The 26,499-nt window shown below is 71.6% G+C and carries 33 protein-coding genes; 11 read left to right on the top strand and 22 right to left on the bottom strand.

The window, feature by feature from the left end:
- Positions 1 to 2: 2 nt before the first annotated feature.
- On the top strand, positions 3 to 875 hold the full coding sequence (locus FCN18_RS14045; RefSeq protein ID WP_137095307.1) for a 3-methyladenine DNA glycosylase: 873 nt from the start codon (positions 3 to 5) through the stop codon (positions 873 to 875).
- Positions 876 to 996: 121 nt separating this feature from the next.
- Complete coding sequence (locus FCN18_RS14040; RefSeq protein WP_112269001.1) at positions 997 to 1,665, top strand: substrate-binding domain-containing protein; 669 nt, start codon at positions 997 to 999, stop codon at positions 1,663 to 1,665.
- Here the strand turns inward: FCN18_RS14040 and FCN18_RS14035 are convergent.
- Positions 1,652 to 2,458 carry a helix-turn-helix domain-containing protein gene (locus FCN18_RS14035; RefSeq protein ID WP_369973555.1) on the bottom strand — a complete coding sequence of 269 codons (807 nt, stop codon included), beginning with the start codon at positions 2,456 to 2,458 and terminating at the stop codon, positions 1,652 to 1,654. The two genes, FCN18_RS14040 and FCN18_RS14035, sit on opposite strands and share 14 nt — an antisense overlap.
- 124 nt (positions 2,459 to 2,582) lie before the next feature.
- On the opposite strand from FCN18_RS14035, the gene FCN18_RS14030 reads away from it, so the two are divergent.
- On the top strand, positions 2,583 to 2,945 hold the full coding sequence (locus FCN18_RS14030) for a nuclear transport factor 2 family protein (protein ID WP_137095306.1): 363 nt from the start codon (positions 2,583 to 2,585) through the stop codon (positions 2,943 to 2,945).
- A 21-nt stretch (positions 2,946 to 2,966) separates the two neighbouring features.
- On the opposite strand, the gene FCN18_RS14025 is transcribed toward FCN18_RS14030, so the two are convergent.
- Positions 2,967 to 3,533, bottom strand: a complete 567-nt coding sequence (locus FCN18_RS14025; RefSeq protein WP_112268995.1) for a MerR family transcriptional regulator — start codon at positions 3,531 to 3,533, stop codon at positions 2,967 to 2,969.
- Between the two features lie 253 nt (positions 3,534 to 3,786).
- On the opposite strand from FCN18_RS14025, the gene FCN18_RS14020 reads away from it, so the two are divergent.
- The gene (locus FCN18_RS14020) at positions 3,787 to 4,419 is read left to right on the top strand and encodes a TetR/AcrR family transcriptional regulator (RefSeq protein ID WP_137095305.1); all 633 of its coding nucleotides are present in this window, start codon (positions 3,787 to 3,789) and stop codon (positions 4,417 to 4,419) included.
- Between the two features lie 13 nt (positions 4,420 to 4,432).
- Here the strand turns inward: FCN18_RS14020 and FCN18_RS14015 are convergent, their stop codons facing one another.
- The 8 genes from FCN18_RS14015 to FCN18_RS13980 all read right to left on the bottom strand — a co-directional run bounded on the left by FCN18_RS14015 (position 4,433) and on the right by FCN18_RS13980 (position 10,684).
- On the bottom strand, positions 4,433 to 4,906 hold the full coding sequence (locus tag FCN18_RS14015; protein ID WP_110335629.1) for a bifunctional nuclease family protein: 474 nt from the start codon (positions 4,904 to 4,906) through the stop codon (positions 4,433 to 4,435).
- A 246-nt stretch (positions 4,907 to 5,152) separates the two neighbouring features.
- Complete coding sequence (gene ftsR / locus FCN18_RS14010) at positions 5,153 to 5,908, bottom strand: transcriptional regulator FtsR (RefSeq protein WP_170200554.1); 756 nt, start codon at positions 5,906 to 5,908, stop codon at positions 5,153 to 5,155.
- On the bottom strand, positions 5,905 to 6,369 hold the full coding sequence (garA, locus tag FCN18_RS14005; protein WP_110335627.1) for a glycogen accumulation regulator GarA: 465 nt from the start codon (positions 6,367 to 6,369) through the stop codon (positions 5,905 to 5,907). Before garA ends, ftsR begins: the two co-directional genes overlap by 4 nt.
- 95 nt (positions 6,370 to 6,464) lie before the next feature.
- Positions 6,465 to 6,848 (bottom strand): glycine cleavage system protein GcvH, encoded by a 384-nt coding sequence (gcvH, locus tag FCN18_RS14000; RefSeq protein ID WP_113641426.1) that lies wholly within the window; start codon positions 6,846 to 6,848, stop codon positions 6,465 to 6,467.
- 90 nt (positions 6,849 to 6,938) lie between these two features.
- Complete coding sequence (locus tag FCN18_RS13995; protein ID WP_112268988.1) at positions 6,939 to 7,577, bottom strand: CDP-alcohol phosphatidyltransferase family protein; 639 nt, start codon at positions 7,575 to 7,577, stop codon at positions 6,939 to 6,941.
- A 34-nt stretch (positions 7,578 to 7,611) separates the two neighbouring features.
- A complete protein-coding gene (locus FCN18_RS13990; protein WP_112268986.1) occupies positions 7,612 to 7,806 on the bottom strand; it encodes a hypothetical protein in 195 nt (64 codons plus the stop codon).
- 292 nt (positions 7,807 to 8,098) lie between these two features.
- Positions 8,099 to 9,820, bottom strand: coding sequence for an AMP-binding protein (locus FCN18_RS13985; RefSeq protein ID WP_112268984.1), 1,722 nt, complete (start codon positions 9,818 to 9,820; stop codon positions 8,099 to 8,101).
- Positions 9,821 to 9,832: 12 nt separating this feature from the next.
- Positions 9,833 to 10,684 carry a crotonase/enoyl-CoA hydratase family protein gene (locus FCN18_RS13980; RefSeq protein ID WP_113641424.1) on the bottom strand — a complete coding sequence of 284 codons (852 nt, stop codon included), beginning with the start codon at positions 10,682 to 10,684 and terminating at the stop codon, positions 9,833 to 9,835.
- 56 nt (positions 10,685 to 10,740) lie between these two features.
- On the opposite strand from FCN18_RS13980, the gene FCN18_RS13975 reads away from it, so the two are divergent.
- On the top strand, positions 10,741 to 11,616 hold the full coding sequence (locus FCN18_RS13975) for an alpha/beta fold hydrolase (protein WP_112268980.1): 876 nt from the start codon (positions 10,741 to 10,743) through the stop codon (positions 11,614 to 11,616).
- Here the strand turns inward: FCN18_RS13975 and cobA are convergent.
- The 5 genes from cobA to rpmB all read right to left on the bottom strand — a co-directional run bounded on the left by cobA (position 11,604) and on the right by rpmB (position 14,172).
- A complete protein-coding gene (cobA, locus tag FCN18_RS13970) occupies positions 11,604 to 12,833 on the bottom strand; it encodes a uroporphyrinogen-III C-methyltransferase (protein WP_113641483.1) in 1,230 nt (409 codons plus the stop codon). The genes FCN18_RS13975 and cobA overlap by 13 nt on opposite strands.
- 380 nt (positions 12,834 to 13,213) lie before the next feature.
- Complete coding sequence (gene rpsR / locus FCN18_RS13965) at positions 13,214 to 13,456, bottom strand: 30S ribosomal protein S18 (protein WP_113641423.1); 243 nt, start codon at positions 13,454 to 13,456, stop codon at positions 13,214 to 13,216.
- A gap of 8 nt (positions 13,457 to 13,464) precedes the next feature.
- Positions 13,465 to 13,770, bottom strand: coding sequence for a 30S ribosomal protein S14 (gene rpsN / locus FCN18_RS13960; protein ID WP_137095304.1), 306 nt, complete (start codon positions 13,768 to 13,770; stop codon positions 13,465 to 13,467).
- Positions 13,770 to 13,934: a 50S ribosomal protein L33 gene (gene rpmG / locus FCN18_RS13955; protein ID WP_110335620.1), complete on the bottom strand. Its 165-nt coding sequence runs from the start codon at positions 13,932 to 13,934 to the stop codon at positions 13,770 to 13,772. Before rpmG ends, rpsN begins: the two co-directional genes overlap by 1 nt.
- Position 13,935: 1 nt before the next feature.
- Positions 13,936 to 14,172: a 50S ribosomal protein L28 gene (rpmB, locus tag FCN18_RS13950; protein WP_112268974.1), complete on the bottom strand. Its 237-nt coding sequence runs from the start codon at positions 14,170 to 14,172 to the stop codon at positions 13,936 to 13,938.
- A gap of 50 nt (positions 14,173 to 14,222) precedes the next feature.
- Between rpmB and mrf the strand changes: the two genes are divergently transcribed.
- From mrf to FCN18_RS13930, 4 genes are read left to right on the top strand one after another with little or no spacing between them, the layout of a single operon-like run.
- Positions 14,223 to 15,476, top strand: a complete 1,254-nt coding sequence (gene mrf, locus FCN18_RS13945; protein ID WP_137095303.1) for a ribosome hibernation factor-recruiting GTPase MRF — start codon at positions 14,223 to 14,225, stop codon at positions 15,474 to 15,476.
- On the top strand, positions 15,473 to 15,730 hold the full coding sequence (locus FCN18_RS13940; protein WP_112268970.1) for a type B 50S ribosomal protein L31: 258 nt from the start codon (positions 15,473 to 15,475) through the stop codon (positions 15,728 to 15,730). Before mrf ends, FCN18_RS13940 begins: the two co-directional genes overlap by 4 nt.
- Positions 15,730 to 15,888 (top strand): 50S ribosomal protein L32, encoded by a 159-nt coding sequence (gene rpmF, locus FCN18_RS13935; protein ID WP_112268968.1) that lies wholly within the window; start codon positions 15,730 to 15,732, stop codon positions 15,886 to 15,888. Before FCN18_RS13940 ends, rpmF begins: the two co-directional genes overlap by 1 nt.
- The gene (locus tag FCN18_RS13930) at positions 15,885 to 16,697 is read left to right on the top strand and encodes a class I SAM-dependent methyltransferase (protein WP_112268966.1); all 813 of its coding nucleotides are present in this window, start codon (positions 15,885 to 15,887) and stop codon (positions 16,695 to 16,697) included. Before rpmF ends, FCN18_RS13930 begins: the two co-directional genes overlap by 4 nt.
- Here FCN18_RS13930 and FCN18_RS13925 read toward each other — a convergent pair.
- The 4 genes from FCN18_RS13925 to FCN18_RS13910 all read right to left on the bottom strand — a co-directional run bounded on the left by FCN18_RS13925 (position 16,676) and on the right by FCN18_RS13910 (position 21,453).
- Entirely contained in the window at positions 16,676 to 18,103 is a 1,428-nt protein-coding gene (locus FCN18_RS13925) for a pyridoxal phosphate-dependent decarboxylase family protein (protein WP_137095302.1), read from the bottom strand. The two genes, FCN18_RS13930 and FCN18_RS13925, sit on opposite strands and share 22 nt — an antisense overlap.
- Positions 18,100 to 19,425 carry an MFS transporter gene (locus FCN18_RS13920; protein ID WP_112268962.1) on the bottom strand — a complete coding sequence of 442 codons (1,326 nt, stop codon included), beginning with the start codon at positions 19,423 to 19,425 and terminating at the stop codon, positions 18,100 to 18,102. Before FCN18_RS13920 ends, FCN18_RS13925 begins: the two co-directional genes overlap by 4 nt.
- 73 nt (positions 19,426 to 19,498) lie before the next feature.
- Positions 19,499 to 20,518 carry an LLM class F420-dependent oxidoreductase gene (locus FCN18_RS13915; protein WP_113641418.1) on the bottom strand — a complete coding sequence of 340 codons (1,020 nt, stop codon included), beginning with the start codon at positions 20,516 to 20,518 and terminating at the stop codon, positions 19,499 to 19,501.
- A 17-nt stretch (positions 20,519 to 20,535) separates the two neighbouring features.
- Positions 20,536 to 21,453 carry an oxygenase MpaB family protein gene (locus FCN18_RS13910; protein ID WP_137095301.1) on the bottom strand — a complete coding sequence of 306 codons (918 nt, stop codon included), beginning with the start codon at positions 21,451 to 21,453 and terminating at the stop codon, positions 20,536 to 20,538.
- 75 nt (positions 21,454 to 21,528) lie between these two features.
- On the opposite strand from FCN18_RS13910, the gene FCN18_RS13905 reads away from it, so the two are divergent.
- Positions 21,529 to 22,137 carry a TetR/AcrR family transcriptional regulator gene (locus tag FCN18_RS13905; protein ID WP_112268957.1) on the top strand — a complete coding sequence of 203 codons (609 nt, stop codon included), beginning with the start codon at positions 21,529 to 21,531 and terminating at the stop codon, positions 22,135 to 22,137.
- Here FCN18_RS13905 and dmpG read toward each other — a convergent pair whose 3' ends face one another.
- Together dmpG and FCN18_RS13895 are read right to left on the bottom strand one after the other, a co-directional pair.
- Entirely contained in the window at positions 22,138 to 23,163 is a 1,026-nt protein-coding gene (dmpG, locus tag FCN18_RS13900; RefSeq protein WP_112268955.1) for a 4-hydroxy-2-oxovalerate aldolase, read from the bottom strand.
- A complete protein-coding gene (locus FCN18_RS13895) occupies positions 23,160 to 24,077 on the bottom strand; it encodes an acetaldehyde dehydrogenase (acetylating) (protein WP_112268953.1) in 918 nt (305 codons plus the stop codon). Before FCN18_RS13895 ends, dmpG begins: the two co-directional genes overlap by 4 nt.
- A 41-nt stretch (positions 24,078 to 24,118) precedes the next feature.
- Here FCN18_RS13895 and FCN18_RS13890 point away from each other — a divergent pair, with 41 nt between their 5' ends.
- Entirely contained in the window at positions 24,119 to 24,871 is a 753-nt protein-coding gene (locus tag FCN18_RS13890; RefSeq protein ID WP_112268951.1) for an IclR family transcriptional regulator, read from the top strand.
- 437 nt (positions 24,872 to 25,308) lie between these two features.
- On the opposite strand, the gene xylA is transcribed toward FCN18_RS13890, so the two are convergent.
- Positions 25,309 to 26,478 (bottom strand): xylose isomerase, encoded by a 1,170-nt coding sequence (gene xylA / locus FCN18_RS13880; protein WP_112268949.1) that lies wholly within the window; start codon positions 26,476 to 26,478, stop codon positions 25,309 to 25,311.
- Between the last annotated feature and the right edge of the window lie 21 nt (positions 26,479 to 26,499).

Genomic DNA, 26,499 nt, shown 5'->3' with positions numbered 1-26,499 from the left:
CCATGTGGCTTGCCGAGCGGGAGTGGCGGGCGCGCGAGGACGTGCACGTCGAGCGGATGCGCGAGTGGACGGTGCCGCACCAGCGGCGCCGTTCGCTCGGTGAGAAGCACCCGGTGCTGGACTTCCTGTTCACCTACTACTCGCACCCGCCGTCGCACCTGGAACGCTGGCAGCCCGGACCAGGCGTCGTGCTCGGCGGGCCGTCGGCGCGGCGGTTCCTCGACCGGAAGGGCTACCAGGAGGTCGACGGCGGCATCACGCTCGACCCGCGCGCGTTCACCGAGCGGCACGTCCGGACCTCGCGGTACGTGCTCTCGCTGCTGGAGGCCACCGCGTCGCGCCGGCCCCGGCTGAGCTGCTTCGGCCTGCACGAGTGGGCCATGGTCTACCGCCTCCCCGCCGGGGACGTCCGGCACGCGCAGCTGCCGCTGCGGCTCGGCTCAGGCGGCACCGACGAGGTGGTGGAGTCGCTCGGCGTGCGGTGCGGGCACTTCGACGCGTACCGGTTCTTCACCGACGCCGCCCGCCCGCGCAACGAGCTGCGGCCCACCCGCGAGACCCAGCGCGACCTGGACCAGCCGGGCTGCCTTCACGTCGGCATGGATCTCTACAAGTGGGCCTACAAGCTCGGCCCGTTCGTGCCCTCGGAGCTGCTCGGCGACTGCTTCGCGCTCGCCGCCGACATCCGGCTGCTCGACATGCGCGCGAGCCCGTACGACCTGTCCTCGCTCGGCCACTCCCCCGTGCGGATAGAGACCGCTGAGGGCCGCACCGAGTACGCGCGCGAGCAGGCCGCGTTCGCCCGCAGGGCCGCGCCACTGCGCGCCAGGCTGATCGAGCACTACCGCACGCTGCTCACCGAGCACGATGCGTGATCGTCTCGGGGAGCTGATCAGCGTCACATTCCGCCCAGGTTCTCGCCTGTTAGAGTGATAACGTTTTGGCTACGTACACGGAGCGTGTTCAGCGTCCGTGCGGGAAGGCGAGAGGACATCGATGGGGCGGCACAGCAGGGTCGAGGAACCCGCTACTGAGCGTCCTGATGCCCGGACCACCACCACCGGAACCCACCGGGCCGTCGGCAAGGCCGCGCGGCGGCGGGTGGCCGCGTGGCCGATCGCGTGCGTCGTGCTGGTCGGCCTGCTGGTGACCGGCTGGTTCGGATGGAACTGGGCCGACGGCGTGGTGGCGAGCCGGGCCGAGGCACAGGCGTCGGACTGCCAGGAGGGCGACAGCGTGCTGCGCGTCGTCGTGGCGCCGGCCGCCGCGGAGCCGGTGACGAAGTCGGCCATGCGGTGGAACGACGAGCGCACGGTCGTCCACGGCCACTGCGTGACCGTCGATGTCCACGCCGCCAAGTCGGACCGGGTTCTCGACGCTCTGCTCGGCCGCGGCAGCTCCGCCTCCCTGGGTGGCGGCACGCCCGCCGCATGGCTGCCCGAGTCGGCGTCGTGGGCCGAGAAGCTGGCGGAGGGCCGGCCCGCCATCGTCGGCTCGCAGGGCCAGTCCGTGGCCACCGGCAAGCAGGGCGACTTCCCGTACGTGGCGCTCGCCGGCGACGGGGTGGACGCGACGCAGCAGCGGGCCGCCCAGTCCTTCCGCGCCTATCTTCTGGCCCCCGAGCAGCGCGAGCACTTCGACGAGGTCGGCCTCAGCAGGCCGTGACGCCGCGCAGCACCTCGGCGGTCTCCGCGTCGGCCGGGTAGAACGACTCGATCGACAGCTCCGCCAGCGTCACGTCCAACGGCGTGCCGAACGTGGCGACGGTGCTGAAGAACGACAGCTCACGACCCTCGTGGCGCAGGCGCAGCGGCACGAGGAAGTCGCCGGGGCCGGGAATCTCGACCTCGGGCACCTCGTCGTCGCACGGGTAGCCGCGCAGCTCCTCCAGCAGCGCGGCCAGCTCCGGATCGGCGGTGACCGCGACCTCGCGGCGCAGCCTGCCGAGCAGGTGCGCCCGCCACTCCCCCAGGTTCACGATGCGGGACGCCATGCCGTCGGGGTGCAGCGTCACGCGCAGCACGTTGGCGGGCGGTCCCATCAGCTCGGGCGCCACGCCCTCGATCAGCACGGCGACCGCGGCGTTGCCCTCGAGCAGGTTCCAGCGGCGGTCGATCACCACCGCCGGGTACGGCTCGTGACCGGTGAGGAGCCTGCGCACGGCGTCGCGCACCGCGGCCAGCTCGGGGTCGTCGAGCGAGCTCTCCGGGTACACCGGAGCGAAACCCGCGGCGAGCAGCAGCTGGTTGCGCTCACGCAGCGGGACGTCGAGGTGCTCGCCGAGGCGCAGCACCATGTCGCGACTCGGGGCGGACCGGCCCGTCTCGACGAAACTGAGGTGCCGGGTCGAGATGTCGGCCGCGATGGCGAGGTCGAGCTGGCTGATCCGGCGGCGGTCCCGCCACGCGCGCAGCAGCTCGCCAACCGGAGGCCTGCGCGCGGTCGTCACTGTCGTCACGAGGCTCAACCTACGGCCGCGCCCTCGCCGCGGCCATGACGTCCGGGGTAATCGACGGGCGGCACGCGTACGGGCACGGTGATGGGGACACGAACCGCGGCACCTTCCGAGAAAGGTTCCGACAATGCCCGAGTACACCACCCTCGCCGAGCGCTACCTGGAGATCTGGAACGCCACCGACGCCGGCAGGCGGCGTGCCCTCATCGAGCGGCTGTTCACCGAGGACGCGACGTACACCGACCCGCTCGGCAGCGTCCGGGGCTGGGACGGCGTGGAGACGTTCGTCGCGGGCGCGCAGGAGCGGTTCGCGGGGCTGACGTTCAGCCTCGGCGGGGCCGTCGACGGTCACCACGACACGGCCCGGTTCACCTGGCACCTCGGCCAGGACGGCGCGGAGCCCGTGGTGATCGGCTTCGACGTGGTCGTCGCCGAGGGCGAGGACCGCATCGGCAAGGTATACGGCTTCCTCGACAGGGTCCCCGCCTGAGCCGTCAAGTTACGTCTCAGGTCAGCCGGTGCGGCGAGCCTTGCGGCGCTCGGAGAGCTCGTCGGGCACGACGGGCTCCAGCTCGCCGCCATCGGCGCGCTCCGCGGGGAACTCGTGGATCGTTCCGCTGATCTCCTGCATGGCTCCGCTCACGGCGATGCCGAACACGCCCTGTCCGCCCTGCAGTAAATCGACGATCTCCTCGGGCGAGGTGCACTCGTACACCGTGGTGCCGTCGGAGAAGAGCGTGACGCGCGCGAGGTCGCGCACTCCCCGCGCCCGCAGGTGGTCCACCGCGACCCGGATGTTCTGCAGCGAGACACCGGTGTCGAGCAGCCGCTTGACGATCTTGAGGACGAGGATGTCCTTGAACGAGTACAGTCGCTGCGAACCCGAGCCGTGCGCGGTGCGGATGCTCGGCATCACGAGCTTGGTTCTGGCCCAGTAGTCGAGCTGCCGGTACGTGATACCGGCGATCTGGCACGCAGCGGGACCGCGGTAGCCAACCAGCTCGTCCGGCAGCGACGCGTCGGGAAACAACTCTCCCTGCTCGCCGTCGGCGGCCCTGATCGGGCTCTCCTCGACCACGCATGCCTCCTCTCGCCCGGCCTCACGACCGGCGAAACAAGACCGCCGGCCCCGGGGCGGGACCGACCGGTATGACCGTCACGCGGCGTGGGCCTGCCCCAGTCAGGCGCTAATCACACCAGCGCGATTCATCGTCCCCTCGACGGTATGCCTGCTCAGCGGGCCGGTCAACGCGACGCGCGGGCACCCTCAAGTCGATATCGAGACTTCCCTGCTCCTTGCGACATTTACTTGGCTGTGTTAATTTTTACTCATGCAGGTAAAGAGGGATTCGAGAGAGTTCGGCGGCGGCCTCGGCCTCACGGTCACGGAGGAGGCGCGCCGGGCACAGATCATCGACGCGACCATCGACGCGATGGCGGAACTGGGATACCGGAAGACGTCGTTCGCCCGGATCGTGGAACGGGCCGGGCTCAGCAGCACCCGGATGATCTCGTACCACTTCGGCACCAAGGACGAACTGATCATGGCCACGATCGGCGCGATCGTCGACCTGCAGGACCGGTTCCTGCAGCAGCGGCTGGGCGACGAGACCGAACGGGCGGCGATGCTCGGCGCCTACATCCGGTCGGAGGTCGCCTTCCTCGGCGACCACCCGCGCCACGCGCGAGCGCTGCTGGAGATCGCCACCGGCACGGCGGCCGGGGACGAGGCGCCCATGGTGCCGCTCGTCCTGAAGGGCGTCGCCACCGGCAGGCTGGAGCGCCAGCTCCGGCAAGGACAACACGAAGGGGTCTTCGGCGAGTTCGACGTCGAGGTGATGGCGATGGCGATCCGCCAGGCCATCGACGGCGTCACGGCCAGGCTCGCCAGGGAGCCGGACCTCGATGTCGAGGCCTACGGCAGGGAGCTGGCGGAGCTGTTCATCAGGGCGGCACGGCCGTAGGGCCGGGGCGGCCTCAGGTGTCGGCGCCCCGGAAATCCTCGGGGGAGACGGAGTCGAGGAACTCGCGGAACTTCTCGACTTCGTCCTCCTGCTCGTCCGGGATGATCAGCCCGGCCTCCTCGAGCACGCCTTCCTCCGCGTGGATCGGAACGCCCACGCGCAGGGCGAGCGCGACGGAGTCGCTGGGCCGCGCCGACACCCGGATGTCCCCGTCGAACACCAGCTCGGCGAAGAACGTGCCCTCGCGCAGGTCGGTGATGATCACCTGCTGGAGCTCCCGGCCGAGTGCGCCGATGACTTCCTTGAGCAGGTCGTGGGTCAGCGGACGGGCGGGCCGGACACCTTGCTGCTCCAACGCGATCGCGGTGGCTTCGACCGAGCCGATCCAGATCGGGAGGTACCGCTCGCCCTCGGTTTCCCGCAGCAACAGAATCGGCTGATTGGCGGGTAGCTCGACCCGTACGCCGACGACGCGCATCTCGCTCATCGGGCTTCGCCTCCCTCTCCTGCGCGCGGGCTGCAGCGCTCTCACGAGGATCTCGCATCGACACTGTCGACGCTACCCGTCATGCGGGCGCTGTGCTCGCTTCGAAACTACTTCTGCCCGGCTCGGTTTTCGCGAACCTTGCACTCACCGTACGGCATCCGCGTGAGATCGTTGAGGGTTCGCTCTGTGGCGTAACAGACGCGACACGCGGAACACCGATGACCACATGTGGGCCGGAAGCGCCGCCTATCCGCCGGTCACACCCCGGATGCCCGCCTTGACCAGCAACGTGTGCAGCGCGACCGACAGCGCCGCCAGCTCCCGCACCAGCTCGTCCGCTCGCGCCTTCGCATCGGCGTCGTGGTGCCGGTACACGGGCGCCACGATCTGTTCCAGCAGCCCGACTTCCCGGTCGGCGGACGCGCGGAACGCGCGCAGATGTCTCGGCTCGATACCGAATTCCGTCATGGTCTTGACGGTTCTCGCGATCTGCACGGCGTCGGTGTCGTAGAAGCCGGCGGCGCCGGGACGGATCAACCCGTACTGCTGCAACTCCTGCAGCATCCCGGAGTCGATTCCCGCCTCGGCCAGCAGCTCCTCCCGCGTCAGCCGCACCTCGCGGTCGGTCGCGAAGTCATCCGCGCCGGGCAGCTGCGCCGAGCCGCCGTTGGACTCGGGCGAGCCCAGCGGGACGAGCTTGCGGGGCAACCGGGGAGACGGCGCGGCGGGCTCGGCGCCGCGGTCGGCGGCGTCGAGCTGCTCCTTGATGACCTTGAGCGGCAGGTAGTGATCACGCTGTGCCGCCAGGACGAACCGGAGCCGCTCCACGTCCGCGGGGGTGAACTGACGATAGCCGGACGGCGTGCGACCAGGCTGAACCAAGCCCTCGGACTCGAGGAACCTGATCTTCGAGATGGTGACGTCGGGGAAGTCCTTGCGCAGCTGCGCGAGCACGACCCCGATGCTCAACCCGTCACGCTGTGGCCGCCCGGCAGCCGTCACTGTGCCCCCTGACCCCCGTGCCCGGGACCGGTCAGGAAGACGAGGCGGAACTTGCCGATCTGGACCTCGTCCCCGCCCGCGAGCACCGCCTGGTCGACCGGCTCGCGGTTGACGTAGGTCCCGTTGAGGCTGCCCACGTCGATCACCACGAACTCGCCGCCCTCCCGGCGGAACTCGGCGTGGCGGCGCGAGACGGTGACGTCGTCGAGGAAGATGTCGCTGTCCGGGTGGCGGCCTGCGCTCGTGGTGTCACGATCGAGCAGGAAACGGGAACCCGCGTTGGGGCCGCGCTTGACCACGAGCAGTGCGGAGCCCGACGGCAGGGCGTCGACGCCCGTCTCCTGCGGCTCGACCGCAGGTGCCTCCTGTCCCTCCATCTCCGACAGGAAGTCGGCCCGGAATACGGAGGTCCGCTCCGGAGACTGCTCCGGGGGAACGCCGGGCCCGTCGTTCGTGCTCACCTGAGCTCTCCTTACGCACTGAAGTGTCGTCATCGAAAACGTGGTGTAGCCAACGTACCGTGCCAGGTCGGCCGAAGGCGCCGGGGCTCCCCTGATCAGCCCTCGGTCACGCGTTGGTAGGCCTCGGCGTCGAGCAGGCCCTCCACGGTGCTCGCGTCATCGAGCCTGATCTCGATGAGCCAGCCCTCACCGTAGGGGTCGCTGTTGATGAGCTCGGGCGATTCGGACACGGCGTCGTTCACCGCCACGATCTCGCCGTCCAGCGGCGCGAACAGCTCGGAGACACTCTTGGTCGACTCGACCTCGCCGAACACGTCACCGGCGTCCACCTGGCGCCCGACCTCGGGGAGATCGACGAACACGACGTCGCCGAGCTGGTCCTGCGCGTACTCGGTGATCCCGACGCGCACGGTCTCGCCGCCCCGGACGGCGACCCACTCGTGCTCCTCGGTGTAGCGCAGCTCTTCCGGAGTGGACAACCCCGTTCCCCTTTCGTGCTCCTACGCTGCCTGCGTGCTGCGCATCTTCGCACAACGCCGAGGCGGGATCGCGAAAAGCACGGCAGTCCGTCACCCGCGGTGCGCGAGCGGGCGGCCGGACACGGCCTTGACGGTTTGCACGACGTAGAGCGCGCCGGACCACAGATAGAGCAGCCCGCCCCAGATGGTGAACGCGTAGGCGATGGGCCGCAGGATCTCGGCCGTGAGCGAGTCGCCCTGGATGAGCAGCAGCAACGGCAGCGCGTACATCAGGCAGAAGGTGGCGCCCTTGCCGACGTAGGTGACCTCCGGCGGGGCGAAACCGTTGCGGCGCAGGATGACCAGTGCGACGCCGACGATCAGCTCGCGCGCGACGAGCGCCGCGACGAACCACCACGGGATGATGTCGCGGACCAGGAACGCCACGAGCGTGGCCACGATGTAGAGCCGGTCGGCGGCGGGGTCGAGCAGCTGGCCGAGCCTGCTGGTCTGGTCGAGCCAGCGGGCGAGCTTGCCGTCGAGCCAGTCGGTGAGAGCGCCGAACACCAGCACGAGCAGCGCCCAGCCGTCCTCCTCCGGCCCGAGCAGGAGCCACAGGAACACCGGCACGCCGGCGAGGCGGAGGATCGACAGGATGTTCGGCAGGGTGAGCGCCTGTCGCGCCAGCGACGGCTCGGGAGCCGCCTGCGGTACGTCCGCGTGTTCGCGGGGTCTCGCCGACTCGGTCACGCGTTCACCGTATCCGTTCGCGGATAACGCGCGCTCAGGTGTGCCGCCGGTAGCTCCACCCGCGGCGGCGCAGGTCCTCCCTGGTCAGCGCCTGTGGCCTGCCGTGGTCGTCGGTGCCCATCCACCGCGGCCGGCCCGGCCCGCTCTCGAGCACGTAGGGACGGCCGTGGCTCCACACGACCGTGCACGGCGTGGTCGGCGGGGAGCCCGCCCGTTCGGTCGAGGTCATGGGTGTCCTGGCTGTGGTGGCTGTCGAAGCCGGGACCGCGGTCCCGTTCTCGTTGTCGGTACTCATCGCTCTCTGTGGTCGGATCCGTGGTGACGTGCCGGGGGTAACCGGCGGGTCCCGTGGTGCAAACCCGCCGGTTCGTCACTCACCAGGTACATCGGCCCCCACGGCCGATCCGTTAGCCGATAAGGCCGAACGTCACCCGGCCGATCGGGAAACGACCGGGCGCCGCTGGTCATCGACTGTCTACAATGGATCCTAGAGAAGCGGTGGCCGTCACACTGAGTAGTGCCTAGCCTTTCAGGCCCGGGAAGTCCTCCTCGCGGAACTCGCCCTCCGGGCGCCGCTGGCCGGCCTCGTCCTCCTTGCCGCGCAGCTCCACGCGCCGGATCTTGCCCGAGATCGTCTTGGGCAGATCGGCGAACTGGAGCCTGCGGATTCGCTTGTACGGAGCCAGATGCTCGCGGCAGAAGGCCAGGATGCTCTCCGCCGTCGCGGCGTCCGGCTCGTGGCCGGCCGCGAGCACGACGTAGGCCTTGGGCACGGCCAGGCGGAGCGGGTCCGGCGACGGCACCACCGCGGCCTCGGCCACGGCGTCGTGCTCCAGCAGCACGCTCTCCAGCTCGAACGGCGAGATCCGGTAGTCGCTGGCCTTGAACACGTCGTCGGTGCGGCCCACGTAGGTGATGTAGCCGCGCTCGTCGATCGAGCCCACGTCACCCGTGTGGTAGTAGCCGCCCTCGAACGCGGTCGCGGTGCGCTCCTCGTCGTCGGCGTAGCCCACCATGAGCCCCGCCGGCCTGCGCGACAGGTCGAGGCAGATCTCGCCCTCCTCCGTGCGCTCACCGGTGACCGGATCGACCAGCACCACCGCGAATCCCGGCACGGCGCGGCCCATCGAGCCCGGCTTGACCTCCTGCCCAGGGGTGTTCGCGATCTGCACGCTCGTCTCGGTCTGCCCGAAGCCGTCGCGGATCGTCACGCCCCACGACTTGCGGACCTGCTCGATCACCTCGGGGTTGAGCGGCTCCCCCGCGCCGACGACCTTGGCCGGCGGCGTGCTCAGCGCGGTCAGGTCGGCCTGGATCAGCATGCGCCACACGGTGGGCGGCGCGCAGAAGCTCGTGATGCCGCAGCGGTCCATCTGCGCCATGAGCGCGCCAGCGTCGAAGCGCGTGTAGTTGTAGAGGAACACGGTCGCCTCGGCGTTCCAGGGCGCGAACACGTTGCTCCACGCGTGCTTCGCCCAGCCCGGCGAGGAGATGTTCAGGTGCACGTCGCCCGGTTCGAGACCGATCCAGTACATCGTGGACAGATGGCCCACCGGGTAGGACACGTGCGTGTGCTGCACGAGCTTCGGCTTCGCCGTCGTGCCGGAGGTGAAGTACAGCAGCAGCGGGTCGGTCGCCGCGGTCGGCCCGTCCGGCGTGAACTCCCCCTCGGCGGAGTAGGCGTCGGCGAACGAGAACCAGCCGGCAGCGCCATCGACGGGCTCCCCCACGACGATCCGCGTGTAGTCGCCGGGCACGTCGGCGAACTTCTCCGCGTCGGCCGCGCGGATCACGACGTGCCGGGCCGCGCCGCGGTCGACGCGGTCGCGCAGGTCGGCCGGGCCGAGCAGTGTCGACGCGGGGATGATCACGGCGCCGAGCTTGATCGCCGCGAGGATCGTCTCCCACAGCTCGACCTGGTTGCCCAGCATGAGGATGAGCCGGTCACCGCGTCGCACGCCCCGCGCGCGCAGCCAGTTGGCGACCTGGTTGGACCGGCGCGCCAGCTCGGGGTAGGTCCAGCGGCCCTCGGTGCCGTCCTCCTCGACGATCCACAGCGCGTAGCGCTCGGCGTTCGCGGGGTCGGCGGCGATCCGGTCGAACCAGTCGAGCGCCCAGTTGAACTCGGTGAACTCCGGCCACGCGAAGTTCGCGTAGGCCGTGTCGTAGTCCTCGCGGTGCGCGATGAGGTAGTCCCGCGCCTCGCGGAACCGCTGATGAGCCGTCGCAGCGTCGTTGCCCACGATCTCCCTCTCTCACTCGCCCCTGAACTGGGGGGCCCGCCGTTCCATGAATGCTTGTACCGCCTCGCCGAGGTCCTTGCTGGGCAGGAACGCGGCGTTCCAGGCCGAGACGTACCGCAGCCCGGCCTCGACCCGCTGTCCGGCGCCGACGGACAGTACGTCCTTGACCCCCTGCACGACCAGCGGAGGGTTGGCGGCGATCTCGTTCGCCAGCTCCCTGGCCGCGGCGAGCACGGCGTCCTGGTCCGGGTAGACGTCGTTGACGAGGCCGATCCTCTCGGCGCGCGCGGCGTCGATGTCGCGGCCGGTGAACGCGAGCTCGCGCAGGTGCCCCTCGCCGATGATCCCGGCCAGGCGCTGGAGGCTGCCGAGGTCGGCCACGATCGCGACCTTGACCTCGCGGACGCTGAACTTCGCGTCGGCGCTGGCCAGCCGGATGTCGGCGGCGGCGATCACGTCGACCCCGCCGCCGATGCACCAGCCGGACACCGCGGCGATCACGGGCTTCCGGGTGGCGGCGACGGCGCCCACGGACTCCTGGAGCCTGCGGATCTCGGCGAGGAACTTCGTCCTCGGCCCCGCCTGCGCGTCCCCGGCGAGGTACTCGGACCAGCCGGGCAGCATCGCGGGCAGGTCGAGCCCGTAGGAGAAGTGCGCGCCGCTGCCGGTCAGCACGATCGCCCTGACCTCGGGGTCGTCGTCGAGCGCGCGGAAGACCAGCGGCAGCTCCCGCCAGAAGTCGGGGCCCATGGCGTTGCCCTTCGAGGGGCCGAGCAGCGTCACCTCCGCGACGTGCCCGGCTCGCTCCACCTTGAGCGACACCAGGTTCTGCAGGTTTTCGGCGTTTCCGGCGGGATCGGTCATGGGTGTCATCCTGACGTACGCCGTGCCGGGGCGGCCAGTCACGTTAGCCTGAGCCCATGACCAGCGTCACGGCACTCGACGAGCCGCTACCCGCCCCGCGCCGGCGCCCGCCCCGGCCACTGGAGCTGGTGGGCTCGTTCGAGTTCGGCGGCCTCGACGGACACCGCCTCGCCTACACCGAGTACGGCTCGGGCCCCGACGTCGTGGTGCTGACGCACGGGATCATGTTCAGCCGCCGTATGCACGCGCCGCTGGCCCGCAAGCTCGCCGCCGACGGCTTCCGCGTGGTGACGCTCGACCTGCTCGGGCACGGCGACTCCGACCGGCCCGCCGACTCGTGGCTGTACTCGATGCCCGCGTTCGCGGAGCAGACGGTCGCCCTGCTCGACCACCTCGGCATCGAGCGCGCCGTGGTCGGCGGGACGTCGCTGGGCGCCAACGTCGCTCTGGAGGTCGCCGTCGAGGCGCCCGAGCGCGTGCAGGGGCTGATCGTCGAGATGCCGGTGCTGGACAACGCCATCGTGGCCGGGCTGCTCACGTTCGGCCCGCTGCTGTTCGCCGCGCGCTTCCTGCCGGTCACGGTTCGCGCGGTGGGCGCGCTCGCCCGCCGGGTCCCGCACGGCAACCAGTGGGTCGACGTCGTCACCGACACGCTCGACCAGCGCCCGGCGGCGATGGCCGCGCTGCTGCACGGCGTGTTCTTCGGCCGGATCGCGCCGCCGAGGTCGGTGCGCGGGGAGATCCGGATCCCGGCGCTGGTGATCGGCCACCAGCGCGACCCGATCCACCCCTTCGGCGACGCCGACACGCTCGCGGCCGACCTCCCGGACGCCGAGTTCGTCCAGGCCCGCAGTCCGGTGGAGCTCCGCTTCGACCCGGCGCGGCTGACCGAGCGGATCACCGGGTTCGTCCGCGACCGCTACGAGCGCTGAACCAGGGCGCCGACGTCGGCGACCGGTCCGATCACGGTCACGGCGGGCGGTTTGATCCCGGCCGCCGCGGCGTCCACCGCGATCTCCTCGAGCGTCGAGCGCACCACCTTCTGGGTGCGCATCGTGCCGTCCTGGATCATCGCGACCGGCGTGTCGGCGGGGCGGCCCGCCTTCACCAGCGCTTCGGCGAACTGCTCGATCCGCTCCACGCCCATCATGAGCACGACGGTGCCGCGCAACCGCCCCAGCGCGTTCCAGTCGACCAGGGACTGCTCGTGCCCCGGCGGCACGTGGCCGGAGACGACCACGACCTCGTGGGCCACGCCGCGGTGGGTCACGGGGACATCGGCGACGGCGGGCACGGCGAAGGCGCTGGTGATGCCGGGCACGACCGTGACGGGCACCCCCGCCTCGGCGCACGCGAGCACCTCCTCGAAGCCGCGGCCGAAGACGTAGGGGTCGCCGCCCTTGAGGCGCACCACGAACTTGCCGGCCCTGGCGTTGTCGACGAGCGCCTTGTTGATCACGTCCTGGCTCGCGGCGCGGCCGTAGGGGATCTTCGCGGCGTCGATCACCTCGACGTGCGGCGGCAGCTCGTCGAGCAGCTCCCGCGGGGCGAGCCGGTCGACCACCACGACGTCGGCCCTTGCCAGCAGGCGGCGGCCACGGACGGTGATCAGCTCCGGGTCGCCGGGCCCTCCGCCGACCAGCGCGACCCCGGCCTGCTCCCGTTCGACGTCCTCGCCGGGGTCGGCGACGGTACGCGCGCGCAGGCCGTCGAGCACGCTGTCACGCACGGCGGCGGAGCGGCGCGGGTTGCCGCCGGAGAGGACACCGAGCAGCAGCCCGTCGTGCTCGCCAGACGCGGGGGTGACGGCGCTGCCCTCGATGCCGTTGTCGGCGCGCACGCAGAACACCCGTGAGCGCTCGGCCTCCGCGCACACGGCGGCGTTGACCTCGGGGTCGTCGGTGAGCGCCAGCGCGTACCAGGCGCCATCGAGGTCGCCATCGCGGTAGGTCCGCCGATGCCAGGTGAGCTCACCGGCGTCGGCCATCGCGCTCACGGATGGGGTGGTCTCGGGCGAGATCAGCTCCACCACGGCACCGGCTCTGGTCAGCCGCGGCAGCCGTCGCTGCGCGACCGTGCCGCCGCCGATCACGACCACGCGGCGTCCCGCGAGGTCAAGCCCGACCAGGTAGTGCTGCTCGTCCGCCATGCGTGCAAGCATGCCGCCCGGCGTTCGCGGGCGCGCGATCAGGGTTGCGGCGTCCCGCGGTGCCGCCCCGGCCACGGAGCGCCGATCGCCGACGACCACCCTGACCACGGCCCCAACCGCCCGTGACCGGGGCTTTTCCCGCACCGGCCCAGATCCCGCGGGCGGCCTCGGGCGCGGGTCACCCGGCGAACGCGGTGCGGCGCCGGCGCGCCGAGGGCACCGCCGTGGCCGCAAGGTGCGGCCAGCATCACAGGAGCGGCAGACCTGCCCCCCAAGGCCACCTTTGTTGCGTGGACCGAGCACTACGGCGCGCAGCGTCTCCGTTCGGGTGGCGGCGGGAGACGGGTGGGAGCAACAAAGGTGGCCTTGGGGGCCGTTGGTCAGGCTCGCTTCGGCGCCGGGTAGGGCAGCAGGGCCATCTCACGGGCGTTCTTGATCGCCGTGGCGACCTGCTTCTGTTCCTGCGGGGTGAGGCCGGTGACCCGCCGGGCGCGGATCTTGCCCCGGTCGGAGATGAACTTGCGCAGGAGGTCGACGTCCTTCCAGTCGACGTACTCCACGCGCTCGGCCCGCAACAGGTTCCGCTTGCGCTTGCCGGGACGCACCCGGTCGGTCTTCGCCATGTCGCTCCTCACCAGCTCGACTTGCTCACGCCGGGCAGCTCGCCCCGGTGCGCCATCTCCCGCAGCCGGATCCGGGAGAGGCCGAACGCGCGGAAGTACCCGCGCGGGCGGCCGTCCACGGCGTCGCGGTTGCGGATACGCGTGCGGCTGGCGTCGCGCGGCATCGCCTGCAGCGCGGAGACGGCGGCTGCCTTCTCCTCCGGGGTGGACCGCGGCGAGCGGATCACGGCCTTCAGCTCCGCACGGCGCTCCGCGTACCGGGCGGCGATCGTCCTGCGCTGCTCGTTGCGGGCGATCTTCGACTTCTTGGCCATCAGCGCTCCTCGCGGAACTCGACGTGGCGGCGGGCGCGCGGGTCGTACTTGCGCAGCACCATGCGATCGGGGTCGTTGCGGCGGTTCTTCCTGGTCACGTAGGTGTAGCCGGTGCCTGCGGTGGACCGGAGCTTGATGATCGGCCGGACGTCGTTGCGGGCCATGTCAGAGCTTGACCCCCTTCGCGCGCAGCTCGGCGACCACGGCGTCGATCCCGCGCTTGTCGATCGTCTTCATGCCCTTCACCGACACGCGCAGGCGCACCCAGCGGTTCTCGCTCGGCACCCAGTACCTGCGCGTCTGCACGTTGACGTCCCAGCGCCGCGACGTGCGGCGGTGGGAGTGCGAGACCTGTTTGCCGAACCCTGGTTTGCGGCCGGTGACCTGGCAGATCGCGGACACACACCCTCCCTCCTTGATATTGATAACCGTTTTCATTTACAGTACACGACGTGACCGACAAGCACCGTGTGCCCCTCGTCCTGATCAGCGGCCTCTCCCCCGGGCCCGTCGCGCACCTCGCGGAGAGGTTCCGCGCGACCGGCCGCGGCACGGCGGTCGTCCACTACGACCTCCGCAACATCGGCGCGGGGATAGTCCACCGGCGGCTGCAGGCAGGCCCGCGCGACCAGCTGGTGACACTCGAGCTCGACCACGGTTGCGTGTCCTGCACGCTCCGGCACGACCTGCTGCCCCTGCTGCGAAGGCTGGCCGCCACGCCCGCCGTGGAGCGGATCGTCGTGCGCCTCGACGAGTCGATGGAGCCCGAGCGCGTGTGCTGGGAGCTGCACCACGTACTCGTCGGCGACCGCCCCGTGGTCGAGGACGTCGACGTGGAGGCCGTGGTGACCGTGGTGGACGCCGCGAGCTGGCTCGCCGACGCCACCGGCGACGACACTCTCGAGGAGCGCGGCCTGCGCGGCGCCCGCGACGACGAGCGCACCCTCGCCCAGGTGGCGCTGGCTCAGGTGGAGTTCGCCGACGTGCTCGTGTTCGCCGGCAGCGCGCCGGACGCGTGGACCGCCGCCAAGACCGGCGCCGTGCTCGAACGGGTCGCGCCGTCCGTGCCGCTGCTGGAACTGTCCGGTGTGGACATCGCTGGCCTGCTCGCCGCCGTGCCGGAACACGCCCGCAGGGGCGAGCCCGCCGACCCGCACGGCGCGCTGCTGTCCGGCGAGCCGCCGCTGCACGCCGACTGCGGCGTGAGCGTGCTGACGTTCACGGCGCAGCGGCCGTTCCACCCGCAACGCCTGCACGAGGCGATCGACCTGCTGCTCGACGGCGTGGTGCGCACGCGCGGCCGCGCGTGGGTGGCGAGCCAGCCGGACGTGGCGTTCTGGGTGGAGTCGGCGGGTGGCGGCCTCGGCATCGGACACGCCGGACCGTGGCTCGACTCCACCGACGGGCCCGCGTGGGAGGACGTCTCCGCCGAGCGGCGCACCCTCGCGTCACTGCGCTGGGACCCGGTGTGGGGCGACCGCGCGCAGGAGCTCGTGATCGTGACCCACCTGGCCGAGCCCGGCGAGATCGAGGCCGCCCTGCGCGCGGCTCTGCTCACCGACGCCGAGCTCGCCGAGGGCAGGCAGGCCTGGGCCCGCTACCCCGACCCGTTCGGTTCCTGGCACGAGGAGCCGTGCGAGGACACCGACCCCGCGCCCGACCGCTTCGACGTGGGCGCACCCTCCGGAAAGGACGACACACCGTGAAACCCGGCATCCATCCCGACTACCACCCCGTGGTGTTCAAGGACTCCGCCACCGGCGACGCCTTCCTCACCCGCTCCACCATCACGTCGGAGCGCACCATCGAGTGGAGCGACGGCAACACCTACCCGCTCGTGCTCGTCGACGTGAGCGCGTGGTCGCACCCGTTCTGGACCGGCACGCGCCGTATCATGGACTCCGCGGGTCAGGTCGAGAAGTTCCACCGCCGCTACGGCACGCGGAAGGGCAGGCGATGATGGCCGTTCCCAAGCGCAGGATGTCGCGCAGCAACACCCGTTCGCGCCGGTCGCAGTGGAAGGCCACGCCGCCCGACCTGGTGCCGATCACGGTGGAGGGCGAGCGGATGCTCGTGCCGCGCAGGCTCGTCAAGCACTTCCAGCGGTTCGGCCGGTGAGCGCCGGTGGCGTCGGCGACGTCTTCAGCGCCGCGCACGACGAGTTCGCACTGTGGTCGGCGAGGTTGTGGCGTCCGCTGGGCGAGCTCCTCACGGCGGTGTCGCGGCCGGCGCCCGGCGAGCGGGTGCTCGACGCGTGCTGCGGCGCGGGTGCCTCCGCGATTCCCGCCGCCCGCGCCGTCGGCCCGGCTGGTGTGGTGCACGCCGTGGACCTGGCCGAGCGGCTCGTCGATCGGGGCGCACGCGAGGCGGAGGCTTTGGGCCTGACGCAGGCGCGCTTCGAGACCGCCGACGTGCTCAGCCACGACGGCGGGCCCTACGACGTGGTGCAGTCGGCGTACGGCGTGTTCTTCTTCCCGGACATGGACGAGGGCGCGCGCACGCTGGTGGGCAGGCTGCGGCCGGGTGGGCGGTTCGCGGTCAGCACGTGGCTGGCGGATGGGATGGCGCGCATCGTCCCGGTGGGCCGCGACGCCGCCCTTCCCGAACGACCGGAACTCGCCGGGCAGGCGGGCAAGCCGAACGCGAGCGAGCGGGTCGACACCGAGGAGAAGCTCAGCGCGTGGCTGTCCTCGCTCGGGCTGCGCGACATCACCGTGCACCAGGTGCGGTACGTCCAGCCGCTGCATCCCGACGACGCGTGGACGTTCTACCTCGGCGCGGCGATGCGCGGGTTCGTCCAGGGCCTCGGGCCCGAGGCTCTTGAGCGCGTGCGGGCGCGGTTCCTCGACGGGCTCCGCGAGGCCGGGATCGACACGCTCGACGGCAGCTCGTTGATCGGCGTCGGTCACCGCGACGGCGGGCGGTAGAGCAGCCCGAGGAACTCGAGGAGCAGTCGTTCCCGCAGGCGCGCGGGCGCGACGGCGAGCAGCGCGTTGATCTGTGCCATCCGCTCCGGCAGCCCGGCGCCGCCGGTGAGGCCGGCCCCGGCGAGCAGGCCCTCGAACTGCTCGGGCGTCAGCTGCTCGGGGTCGAGCGCGGCGATCAGCTGCTCCAGTTCCCCGCCCACCACCACAGGACCCGCCTTGCGCGCGGCGGCGACGGAGGCGGCGAGGTCGGCGACGAACGCCGCCTCGCCGCCCCGGTTGGCCGCCGTGATCGTCAGGTGCAGGTTGGCGGGCGAGGCGCCGTGCGCGAACTGCGGCTGCACGTACCAGCCGCGGTCCTTCATCTCGTCGGCCACGGTGAACAGGTCGAACCCGGGATCCCCTTCGAGCGCGAGCGCCAGCAGTGTCGAGTCAGGGGAGCCCAGCACGCGCAGGCCGTCGACCTTCTCCACCCCGGCGCGGATCTCCGCCACGGCGGCCAGCGTGTCGCGGGCGAGCCGCTCGTACCCGGCGTCGCCGACGTGGCGCACCACCGCCCACGCCGCGGCGAGCGGGCCGCCCGAGCGCGTCGACTGCAGCGTGGTGTTGAGCATCGTGTACCCGGGCCAGTCGGCGCTCGCGAAGTAGTGACCCCGGCGCAGGCTCGCATCGGCGTGCAGCAGCACCGAGACGCCCTTGTGACAGTAGGCGTACTTGTGCAGGTCCACGGAGATGCTGGTGACGCCGGGGACCGTGAAGTCGAACGGCGGGACGGTCGCACCGGCGCGCCGCAGGTACGGCAGCACCCAGCCGCCGATGCACGCGTCGACGTGCAGGCGCACGCCCTTCGCCGAGGCCGCCCGCGCGATCTCGGCGACGGGGTCCACCACGCCGTGGGCGTAGGACGGCGCGCTCGCCACCACCAGGACCGTGTTCTCGTCGATGGCCGCCGCCATCGCCTCCGGGTCGGCGCGGAACGTCACCGGGTCGACGGGCACGTCCACCGCGCGGACGCCGAACAGGTGCGCCGCCTTGCGGAACGCGGCGTGCACGGTGGTGGGCAGCACCATGTTCGGCTCCGCGACGTCGCGGCGGCCCTCGCGCGCGGCGAGCACGGCGAGCAGGCACGACTCCGTGCCGCCCGAGGTCACCGAGCCGACGGTCTCCGGCGTGCCGCCGAGGAGCGCCGCCGCGGCGGCCACGAGGTCGTTCTCCATGCGCAGCAGGCTCGGGAACGCCGTCGGGTCGAGGCCGTTGGCCGACGAGGCGAGCGCGTGGGCCTTCGCGCCGAGCTCGTCGAGCCCGGCGAGCCCGCTGTCGTAGACGTAGGCCAGCGTGCGGCCGCCGTGGGTGGGCAGGTCGCCGTCGCGCAGCGCCGCCACCTCGGCGAGCACGTTCTCGGCGCTCATGCCCCGGCCTCCGCGGGCCTGCGGTCGGTCTCGAGCACGCTACGCCGCAGCAGCGGGATGCCGAGCAGGATCAGCACGGCGGGCAGCGCCGAGAAGCCGAGCGTGATCGCGGTGATCGCGCTGTCCGGCTGGGCGGCTGAGGAGTCCACACTGGACAGATAGCCGCCCGTGGCGAGCACGAGGCCGAACAGGCCGGGGCCCAGCGCGAGACCGAGCGTCTCCGCCGCCGTCCACACACCCGCGGTGATCCCGGCGCGCGTGGCGCCCGTCCGCTCCTCCTCCGCCGAGATGAGGTCCGGCAGGATCGCGAGCGGGAACACCTGGATGCCCGCGTAACCGACCCCGGCGAGCGCGACGAAGGCGAACACCACCGCGGTCGGCAGCGACTGCGCGAACACCAGGCCCAGCAACGCCACCGCGAACGCCGCCGTGGCGACGCGGAAGCCCACGAGCTTCCCGCCGGAGCGGCCCAGCCGGTCCCACAGCGGCATCACCAGCAGCGCCGGACCGACGAACCCGGCGAACAGCATCGACTGCAGGCCGGCGTCGCCCAGCACGTACCGGGCCACGTAGCTCACCCCGGCCAGCAGCGTCGCCACGCCCAGCGACTGGACGAAGTAGACACTCAGCAGCCAGCGGAAGGGCTTCCACTCCTTCATCGTGTCGAACAGCTCGCGCCAGGTCGGGCTCGGCTGCAGCAGCTTGCCCGCGGGCGCGCCCTTGATGCCGAAGTACACCGACAGCGTGCCCATGACGATCAGCACGGCGACGAATACGCCCATCACCCGGTAGCCGTCGACGCCGCCGATCGACTCGGCGATCGCCGGGGCCACGGCACCGGAGACGAGGATCGCCAGGGCCAGCACGCCGATCCGCCACGTGGTGATCCGGGTGCGCTCGTGATAGCCCTCGGTCAGCTCCGCGGGCAGCGCGTTGAACGGCACCTGGAAGAACGCGAACGCCGTGGCGCACACGAAGAACATCAGCACCACGTAGGCGGAGTCGAGGCCCACGTTGGCGAAGCCGGGGTGGGCGAACAACGCCGCGAAGAACACCGCCAGCACCAGCCCGCCGAGAAGCAGCGAGCGCCGCCTGCTGCCCCGCTTGGCCAGGCCCGCGTCGGAGATCCGGCCGGCGACGGGGTTGAACAGCACGTCCCACGCCTTGGGCAGCAGCACGATGGCGCCCGCCGCGGCGGCGGGCACGGCCATCGTGTCTGTCAGGTACGGCAGCAACAGCAACCCGGGCACCGTGCCGAAGGCGCCGGTGACGAACGAGCCGAGCGAGTAACCGAGACGGGTTCTCGTCCCCAGTGCCGACATGGTCCTCCTCGCCAGCGGATCAGGTGAGGGAATCGTTCCACCCTCCCGTGCTCGCCGGTGAGGCGGGCCACGGTCAGGACAGCACGTCGGCCACGGTGCGCAGGGTGGCCGCGTCGCCGCGCACGAGCAGCGTGGTCACCACCGACTCCTCCCATGCCGCCAGCTCGTCGCGGATCTTCGCGGGCGGGCCGATCAGCGCCGTGTCCTCCACGAGCTTCGTGGGGATGGCCGCGGTCGCCTCCGCCTTGTGCCCGCCGAGGTAGAGGTCCTGGACCTTGTCGGCCACCTCCTCGTAGCCCATGCGCGCGAACACGTCGTGGTGGAAGTTGACGTCCTTCGCGCCCATTCCGCCGATGTAGAGGGCGAGCGCGGGTTTGATCGCCTGTGCCGCCTCTTCCACGTCGTCGTGCACGATGACCGGCACCGACGCGGCCACCTCGAAGTCGCCGGCGGGCTCCGCGCGGCGGGCGAAGCCCTCCTCCAGCGCGGCGCGGTAGAAGCCGTTGGTGCGCGGCGAGAAGAACAGGGGCAGCCAACCGTCGCAGATCTCCGCCGACAGCGCCACGTTCTTCGGCCCCTCGGCCGCGAGGTAGATGGGGATGTGCTTGCGCAGCGGATGCACGGTCGACTTGAGCGGCTTGCCGAGCCCGGTGCCCCCGGCCAGCGGCAGCTGGTACTGCTTGCCGCTGTGGGTCACCGGCTCCTCGCGGGCGACGACCTTGCGCACGATCTCCACGTACTCGCGGGTGCGGGCGAGCGGCCGGGGATACGGCTGGCCGTACCAGCCCTCCACCACCTGCGGGCCGGAGGCGCCGAGGCCGAGCACGAACCGGCCGCCGCTGAGGTGGTCGAGCGTCATCGCGGCCATCGCGGTGGCGGTCGGCGTTCGCGCCGACATCTGGACGATGTTGGTGCCGAGCGTGACGCGCGAGGTCGACGCGCCCCACCACGCGAGCGGGGTCAGCGCGTCGGAGCCGTATCCCTCGGCCGTCCACACCGAGTCGAAGCCCAGTTCCTCGGCCGCGCGGATCGCCTCCAGCGCGCCCTCCGGCGGACCCGAGGACCAGTAACCGATGTGGTAGCCCAGCTTCACGTTGTCTCCTTCGACGGTCAGGCCGGCGAGTAGTGCGTCGGCGAGTCGCGTTCCTCGACAGGGGGTAGGTTACGCGCCGGCGTGTGCACCAGCGGGGCGTTCGCGGGGTCCTTGCCGAGTGCGCGGCGCCAGCCCGCGCGGGCGCGCGGGTGGTAGCGGCGCTCGAACGGCACGAACCGGAACGCGGCGCCGATCGCCTTGCCGACCAGCCGGTGCAGCCGTTCGTCGCGGGCGCTCCAGGTGTAGCCGAGCTTCTTCCGGATGGGCTCGTCGTACATCCCCACGGTGAGCCACACGAAGCCGCGCATCGCGGGCCCGCGCACGGCCCGCCACACCGCGTCCGGCAGCCAGGGCAGCGCGGCCGGCTTGGCGATCTCCTTGATGTCCAGCACGTCGCGCGTGGCCTTGTTGTCCTCCAGCACCTCGCGGCACATGTGGTCCCAGTACTCGCCGAACTCCTCCCACGTCTTCGGCACGGGGCGCATGGACATGTCGTACATCCGGTACCAGCGCACATGCTCGTCGAACAGCGTCCGCTTCTGCTGTTCGGTGAGCCCGCCCATGAAGTTCTCGGCGATCAGCAGGGTGCTGACGAAGAACGTGGCGTGCGCCCAGTAGAACGTGCCCGGGTTCAGCGCGTGGTAGCGGCGGCCCCGGGAGTCGACTCCCTTGATCGTGTCGTGGTAGCCGCGGACCTCCAGCGCGGTCTGGTGCGCCCGGTCGCCGTCGTAGACCACGCCGCCGATCGGGTAGAGCGACCGGAAGAGCCGTTCCCAGCGCTCGTTGAAAAACCGCGAGTGCTCCTCCACGCCCGCCCCCAGTTCGGGGTGCATGTTCTGCATGGAGCCCGCCCACAAGGCGATGAGCAGCCCACGCCAGTCGCCGAAGATCCGCCAGGTCAGCGAGTCGGGGCCCAGTGGCTCGACCTGTGTCATGTCCCACTCCCAAGTGACTACGTGTGTTGTCAGGCTAGGATTGACAACGTTCGTAGTCAATTGAGGGGCGAGGCGATGACCGTCGAGGGCCGCACGTGGGCGGGCACCACGCTGACCGACCGCAGGGCCATGCGGCGCCGCCAGCTGCTCGACGCCGGGCTCGACCTGCTCGGTTCCGGGGGCAGCGGCGCGGTGAGCGTGCGGGCCGTGTGCCGGCAGTCGAAGCTCACCGAGCGGTACTTCTACGAGAACTTCGCCGACCGCGACGAGCTGATCCTCGCCGTGTACGAAGGCGTGGTCCATGACGCCCACCGCACGCTGGTGGAGGCCGTGGACACCGCGGGGCGGGGCGCCGAGGCCAGGGCCGAGGCCGCCGTCACCGCGTTCGTCACCCTCATCCTCGACGACCCGCGCAAGGGCCGCGTGCTGCTGCTCGCCCCGCTCGCCGACCCCGCCCTCAACCGGCGCGGCACTGAGCGCATCCCGATGTTCGCCGAGCTCGTCAGAGAACAACTCTCCGACAAGGTGGACGAGGGCGACCGCGCCATGACCGCGACCGCCCTCGTCGGCGGCCTCGCCAACCTGTTCACCGCCTACCTCGGCGGCAGCCTCGACGTCAGCCGCGAGCGACTGATCGCGCACTGCGTGCGGCTCGTGCTCGGCGCCAACGCACTGCACAGCTGATCACGCGCTCTTGCTCTTCTTCTCCTCGGCCAGCTCCAGTGCGATGCCGATGATCATGTCCTCCTGGCCGCCGACGTAACGGCGCTCCCCCACCCGGTACAGGATCTCGTGAGCCGGCACGCCGTAGCGCTCGGCGGCGCGCTCGGCATGCAGCAGGAAGCTGGAGTACACGCCCGCGAAGCCCTGGACGATCGAGGATCGGTCCATCACGGGCAGGCGCGTGATGTAGGGCTTCACCACGCTCTCGGCCGCGTCCATCAGCACGTCCTTGTCCACACCGGTCTCGACGCCGAGCCGTTCGAACGTCGCCGCCAGGACCTCGGTCGGCGAGTTGCCCGCTCCCGCGCCGAGCGCGAGCAGGGACCCGTCGATCTGCCGGGCTCCAGCCCGGTAGGCGAGCACGGAGTTGGCGACGCCGAAGCTGAGGTTCTGGTGGCCGTGGTAGCCGACCTGGGCCTGGTCTCCGACCTCGGCGACCAGCGCCGCGACGCGGTCGGAGGCGTCCTCCAGGATCAGCGCGCCCGCCGAGTCCACGACGTACACGCACTGGCAGCCCGCGTCGACCATGATGCGGGCCTGCTTCGCGAGCGCCTCCGGCTCGGACATGTGGGCGAGCATCAGGAAGCCGACGGTCTCGAGCCCGAGCCCGCGCGCCTCGGTGAAATGCTGGATCGAGACGTCGGCCTCGGTGCAGTGGGTCGCGATGCGCACCGCTCCGGCGCCGAGATCCGCGGCGGCCTTCATGTCGGTGACCGTGCCGAGGCCGGGCAGCAGCAGCACGGCGATCTTCGCCTGCTTCGCCTCGTCGGCGGCCGCGGCGATCAGCTCCCGCTCGTCGACGAGCGAGAACCCGTAGTTGAACGTCGACCCGCCCAGCCCGTCGCCGTGGGTGACCTCGATGAGCGAGATCCCGGCGTCGTCGAGCGCGCGCACGGTGTCGCGCACGTTCCGTTCGGTGAACTGGTGTGCCATCGCGTGGCTGCCGTCACGCAGCGTCGTGTCGACCAGCCGGACCCGCCCGCTCATGCGCGCACCGCCTTGTTCTCGATGACCCGCCCGGCGAGCAGCTCGCCGACCCGCGCCGCCGCGGCGGTCATGATGTCGAGGTTGCCCGCGTACGTCGGCAGGTAGTCGCCGTTGCCTGCCACCTCCAGGAACACCGCGACCCTGGCCTTGCCGTTCCAGCCGGGCCGGGGGTCGTCGAACTGCGGGTCGGCCTTGAGGGTGTAGCCGGGAACGTAGGCCTGGACCTCGCCGACCCTGCGGTGGATCGACTCGCTGACGGCGTCCCGGTCGGCGTCGGGGTCGATCGCGCAGAACACGGTGTCCCGCATGATCATCGGCGGCTCCACCGGGTTGATGATGATGATCGCCTTGCCCTTGGCGGCCCCGCCGACCTGCTCGATGCCGTGCGCGGTGGTCTCGGTGAACTCGTCGATGTTGGCGCGGGTGCCGGGGCCTGCCGAGCGGGAGGAGACCGACGCGACGATCTCGGCGTAGGACACCGGCGTCACCGAGGAGACCGCGTGCACGATCGGGATCGTGGCCTGGCCGCCGCAGGTGATCATGTTGAGGTTCGGGGCGTCGAGCTGCTCGGGCAGGTTCACCACCGGGCACGTGAACGGGCCGACGGCGGCGGGGGTCAGGTCGATGGCCTGGATCCCCGCCTCGGCGTAGCGCGGCGCGCTCGCCAGGTGGGCTTTCGCCGACGTCGCCTCGAATACGAGGTCGGGCCGCTCGTCCTGAGCCAGCAGCCAGTCGACCCCCTCGGCCGAGGTGCGCACGCCCTGCGCCTCGGCGCGCGTGAGTCCCTCCGACGCCGGGTCGATGCCGACCATGTACCGCACGTCGATCCGCTCGCTGCGCCGCAGCTTGGCGAGCAGGTCGGTGCCGATGTTGCCGGGGCCGACGATCGCGGCCACCGCTCGGGCTTCGCTCATGGCCAAGGACGGTCCTCCAGGGCGTGAGGGATTATCAACGTATGTGTCCCGCTGACCGGAACGACTCGGACGCGTCCACCGCTGCGCGGCTGGCGGCGCTGCTGACCGCCTTCTCCCCCGGCGACGACGCGCTGGGGGTGTCCGAGCTGGCGCGCAGGACGGGCCTGCCGAAGTCCAGCGTCCACCGGCTGACGGGGCATCTCGTGACCCAAGGGCTGCTGGAACGGGAAGGCACGGGCGTACGGCTGGCGCTCAAGCTTTTCGAGATCGGCCAGCTCGCCGTGCGCCAGCGGGGCCTGGTGGACGCGGCGCGGCCGTACCTGGAGGACCTGCGGGAGGCAACGCGCAACACGGTGCACCTCGCCGTGCTGGAGGGCACCGAGGTGGTGTACCTCGACATCCTGCGCGGGCCCGACGCGCCCGCGTTGCCCTCGCGCGTCGGCGGCCGGTTCCCCGCGCACGCGACCGCCGTGGGCAAGGCGATACTGGCGTTCTCCCCGAAGTCCACTGTGGACACCGTGCTGGCGGCGGGGTTGCCGCGAGTGAGCGAGCGGACGGTGACGGCGCCGGGCATCCTGCGCAGGCAGCTGGCCAGGGTCCGTGAGGAGGGGCTCGCCTACGACCGCGAGGAGTCCGGTCTCGGCGTGGTGTGCGCGGCGAGCCCCTTGCGCGGTGCCGACGGCACCGCCCGCGCCGCGCTCTCCCTGTCGGGGTGGACGAACCGCCTGCGGCTGGACCGCGTCGCCCCCGCCGTCCGCACGGCGGCGCTGGCCCTGTCGCGCACCCTCCCCTGACGCGCGAGTCCCCCGCTCCAGCCCGCGAGTCCCCCGCTCCAGCCCGCGAGTCCCCCGCACCGGCCCGCGAGTCCCCCGCACCGGCCCGCGAGTCCCGCACTTCCGACCGCGAGTCGTGCGCTCCCGCAGCCAGAGACGCGGCGCATCGGCACGCCGCACCCACGCGCGACGCGAGCCACCGGCTCCGAGCGCACAACTCGGCGTCCCGAACGCACGACTCGCGGCTCTGGACGCACGACTCGCGAGCCTCAACGCACGACTCGCGCGGCTTCGAATCGGCAACTCGCGGCCGGGAGCGCGGAACTCGGCGACCCGAGCGCGGAACTCGGCGACCCGAGCGCGGAACTCGGCGACCCGAGCGCGGAACTCGGCGACCCGAGCGGGGAACTCGGCGGCCGGAGCGGGGGACTCGGCGGCCGGAGCGGGGGACTCGCGGGTCAGGCGGCTCCGACCAGGTGCTCGAAGGCCAGCTGTGACAGGGCGGCGAAGCCGTAGCCGCGGCGGCCCGCCGCCTCGGGGTCGAAGTCCTCGAAGGCGGTTCGGTCGGCGCGGAGGTCGGCCGGCGTCTCGCCGGGCGCCAGGGTCGGCGTCGCCAGCTCGGACACCCGCGACGCGGCCAGCGCCTCCTGCACGCGCGGGTCCGCGCGGTACGCCCGCGCCCGCTCCCGCAACAGCAGGTAGCTCCGCATGTTCGCCTCCGCGCTGGCCCACACGCCGTCGGCGTCCTCGGTGCGCAAGGGCTTGTAGTCGAAGTGCCTCGGTCCGTCGTAGCCGCCGTGCTCCAGGAGGTCGACGAGGAAGAACGCCGAGAGCACGTCGCCGTGCCCGAAGATCAGGTCCTGGTCGTAGCGCGGCCCGCGCTGCCCGTTGAGGTCGATGTGGAACAGCTTGCCCTGCCACAGCGCCTGCCCGATCCCGTGCACGAAGTTCAGCCCCGCCATCTGCTCGTGCCCGACCTCGGGGTTCACGCCAACCAGCTCGTGGTGCTCCAGCTGCGAGATGAACGCCAGCGCGTGGCCGATCGTCGGCAGGAAGATGTCGCCGCGCGGCTCGTTCGGCTTCGGCTCCAGCGCCAGCCGCAGCCCGTAGCCCTGGTCGAGCACATACTGGGCAAGCGTGTCGATCCCCTCGCGGTAGCGGTCGTACGCCGCCTTCACGTCCTTCGCCGCGTCCGTCTCCGAGCCCTCCCGGCCGCCCCACAGCACGTACGTCGACGCGCCCAGCTCCGCCGCCAGGTCCATGTTGCGCATGACCTTGCGCAGCGCGTACCGGCGGATGTCGCGGTCGTTGTTGGTGAGGGCACCCTCCTTGAAGACGGGCTGGCCGAACAGGTTCGTCGTCACCATCGGCACCACGAGCCCAGTGTCGTCGAGCGCCGCGCGGAACCGCTTGATGTGCTCCTCCCGCGCGGAATCGGTGCTGCCGAACGGGATCAGATCGTCGTCGTGGAACGTGATGCCCCACGCGCCAAGGTCCGAGAGCTTGTGCACCGCCTCCACCGGGTCGAGCGGCGCGCGCGTGGCGCCGCCGAAGGGGTCGACGGCCTGCCAGCCGACCGTCCAGAGCCCGAAGCTGAACCTGTCCTCGCGACGGGGTTGCACGACCACGATGCCCTCCAGGAGACAGAA

The organism is Prauserella endophytica, from assembly GCF_005146945.1.
GTDB classification, from domain to species: domain Bacteria; phylum Actinomycetota; class Actinomycetes; order Mycobacteriales; family Pseudonocardiaceae; genus Prauserella_A; species Prauserella_A endophytica.
Note: the sequence above shows the minus strand (reverse complement) of the source record. Positions and strands in the feature narration are given on the sequence as shown.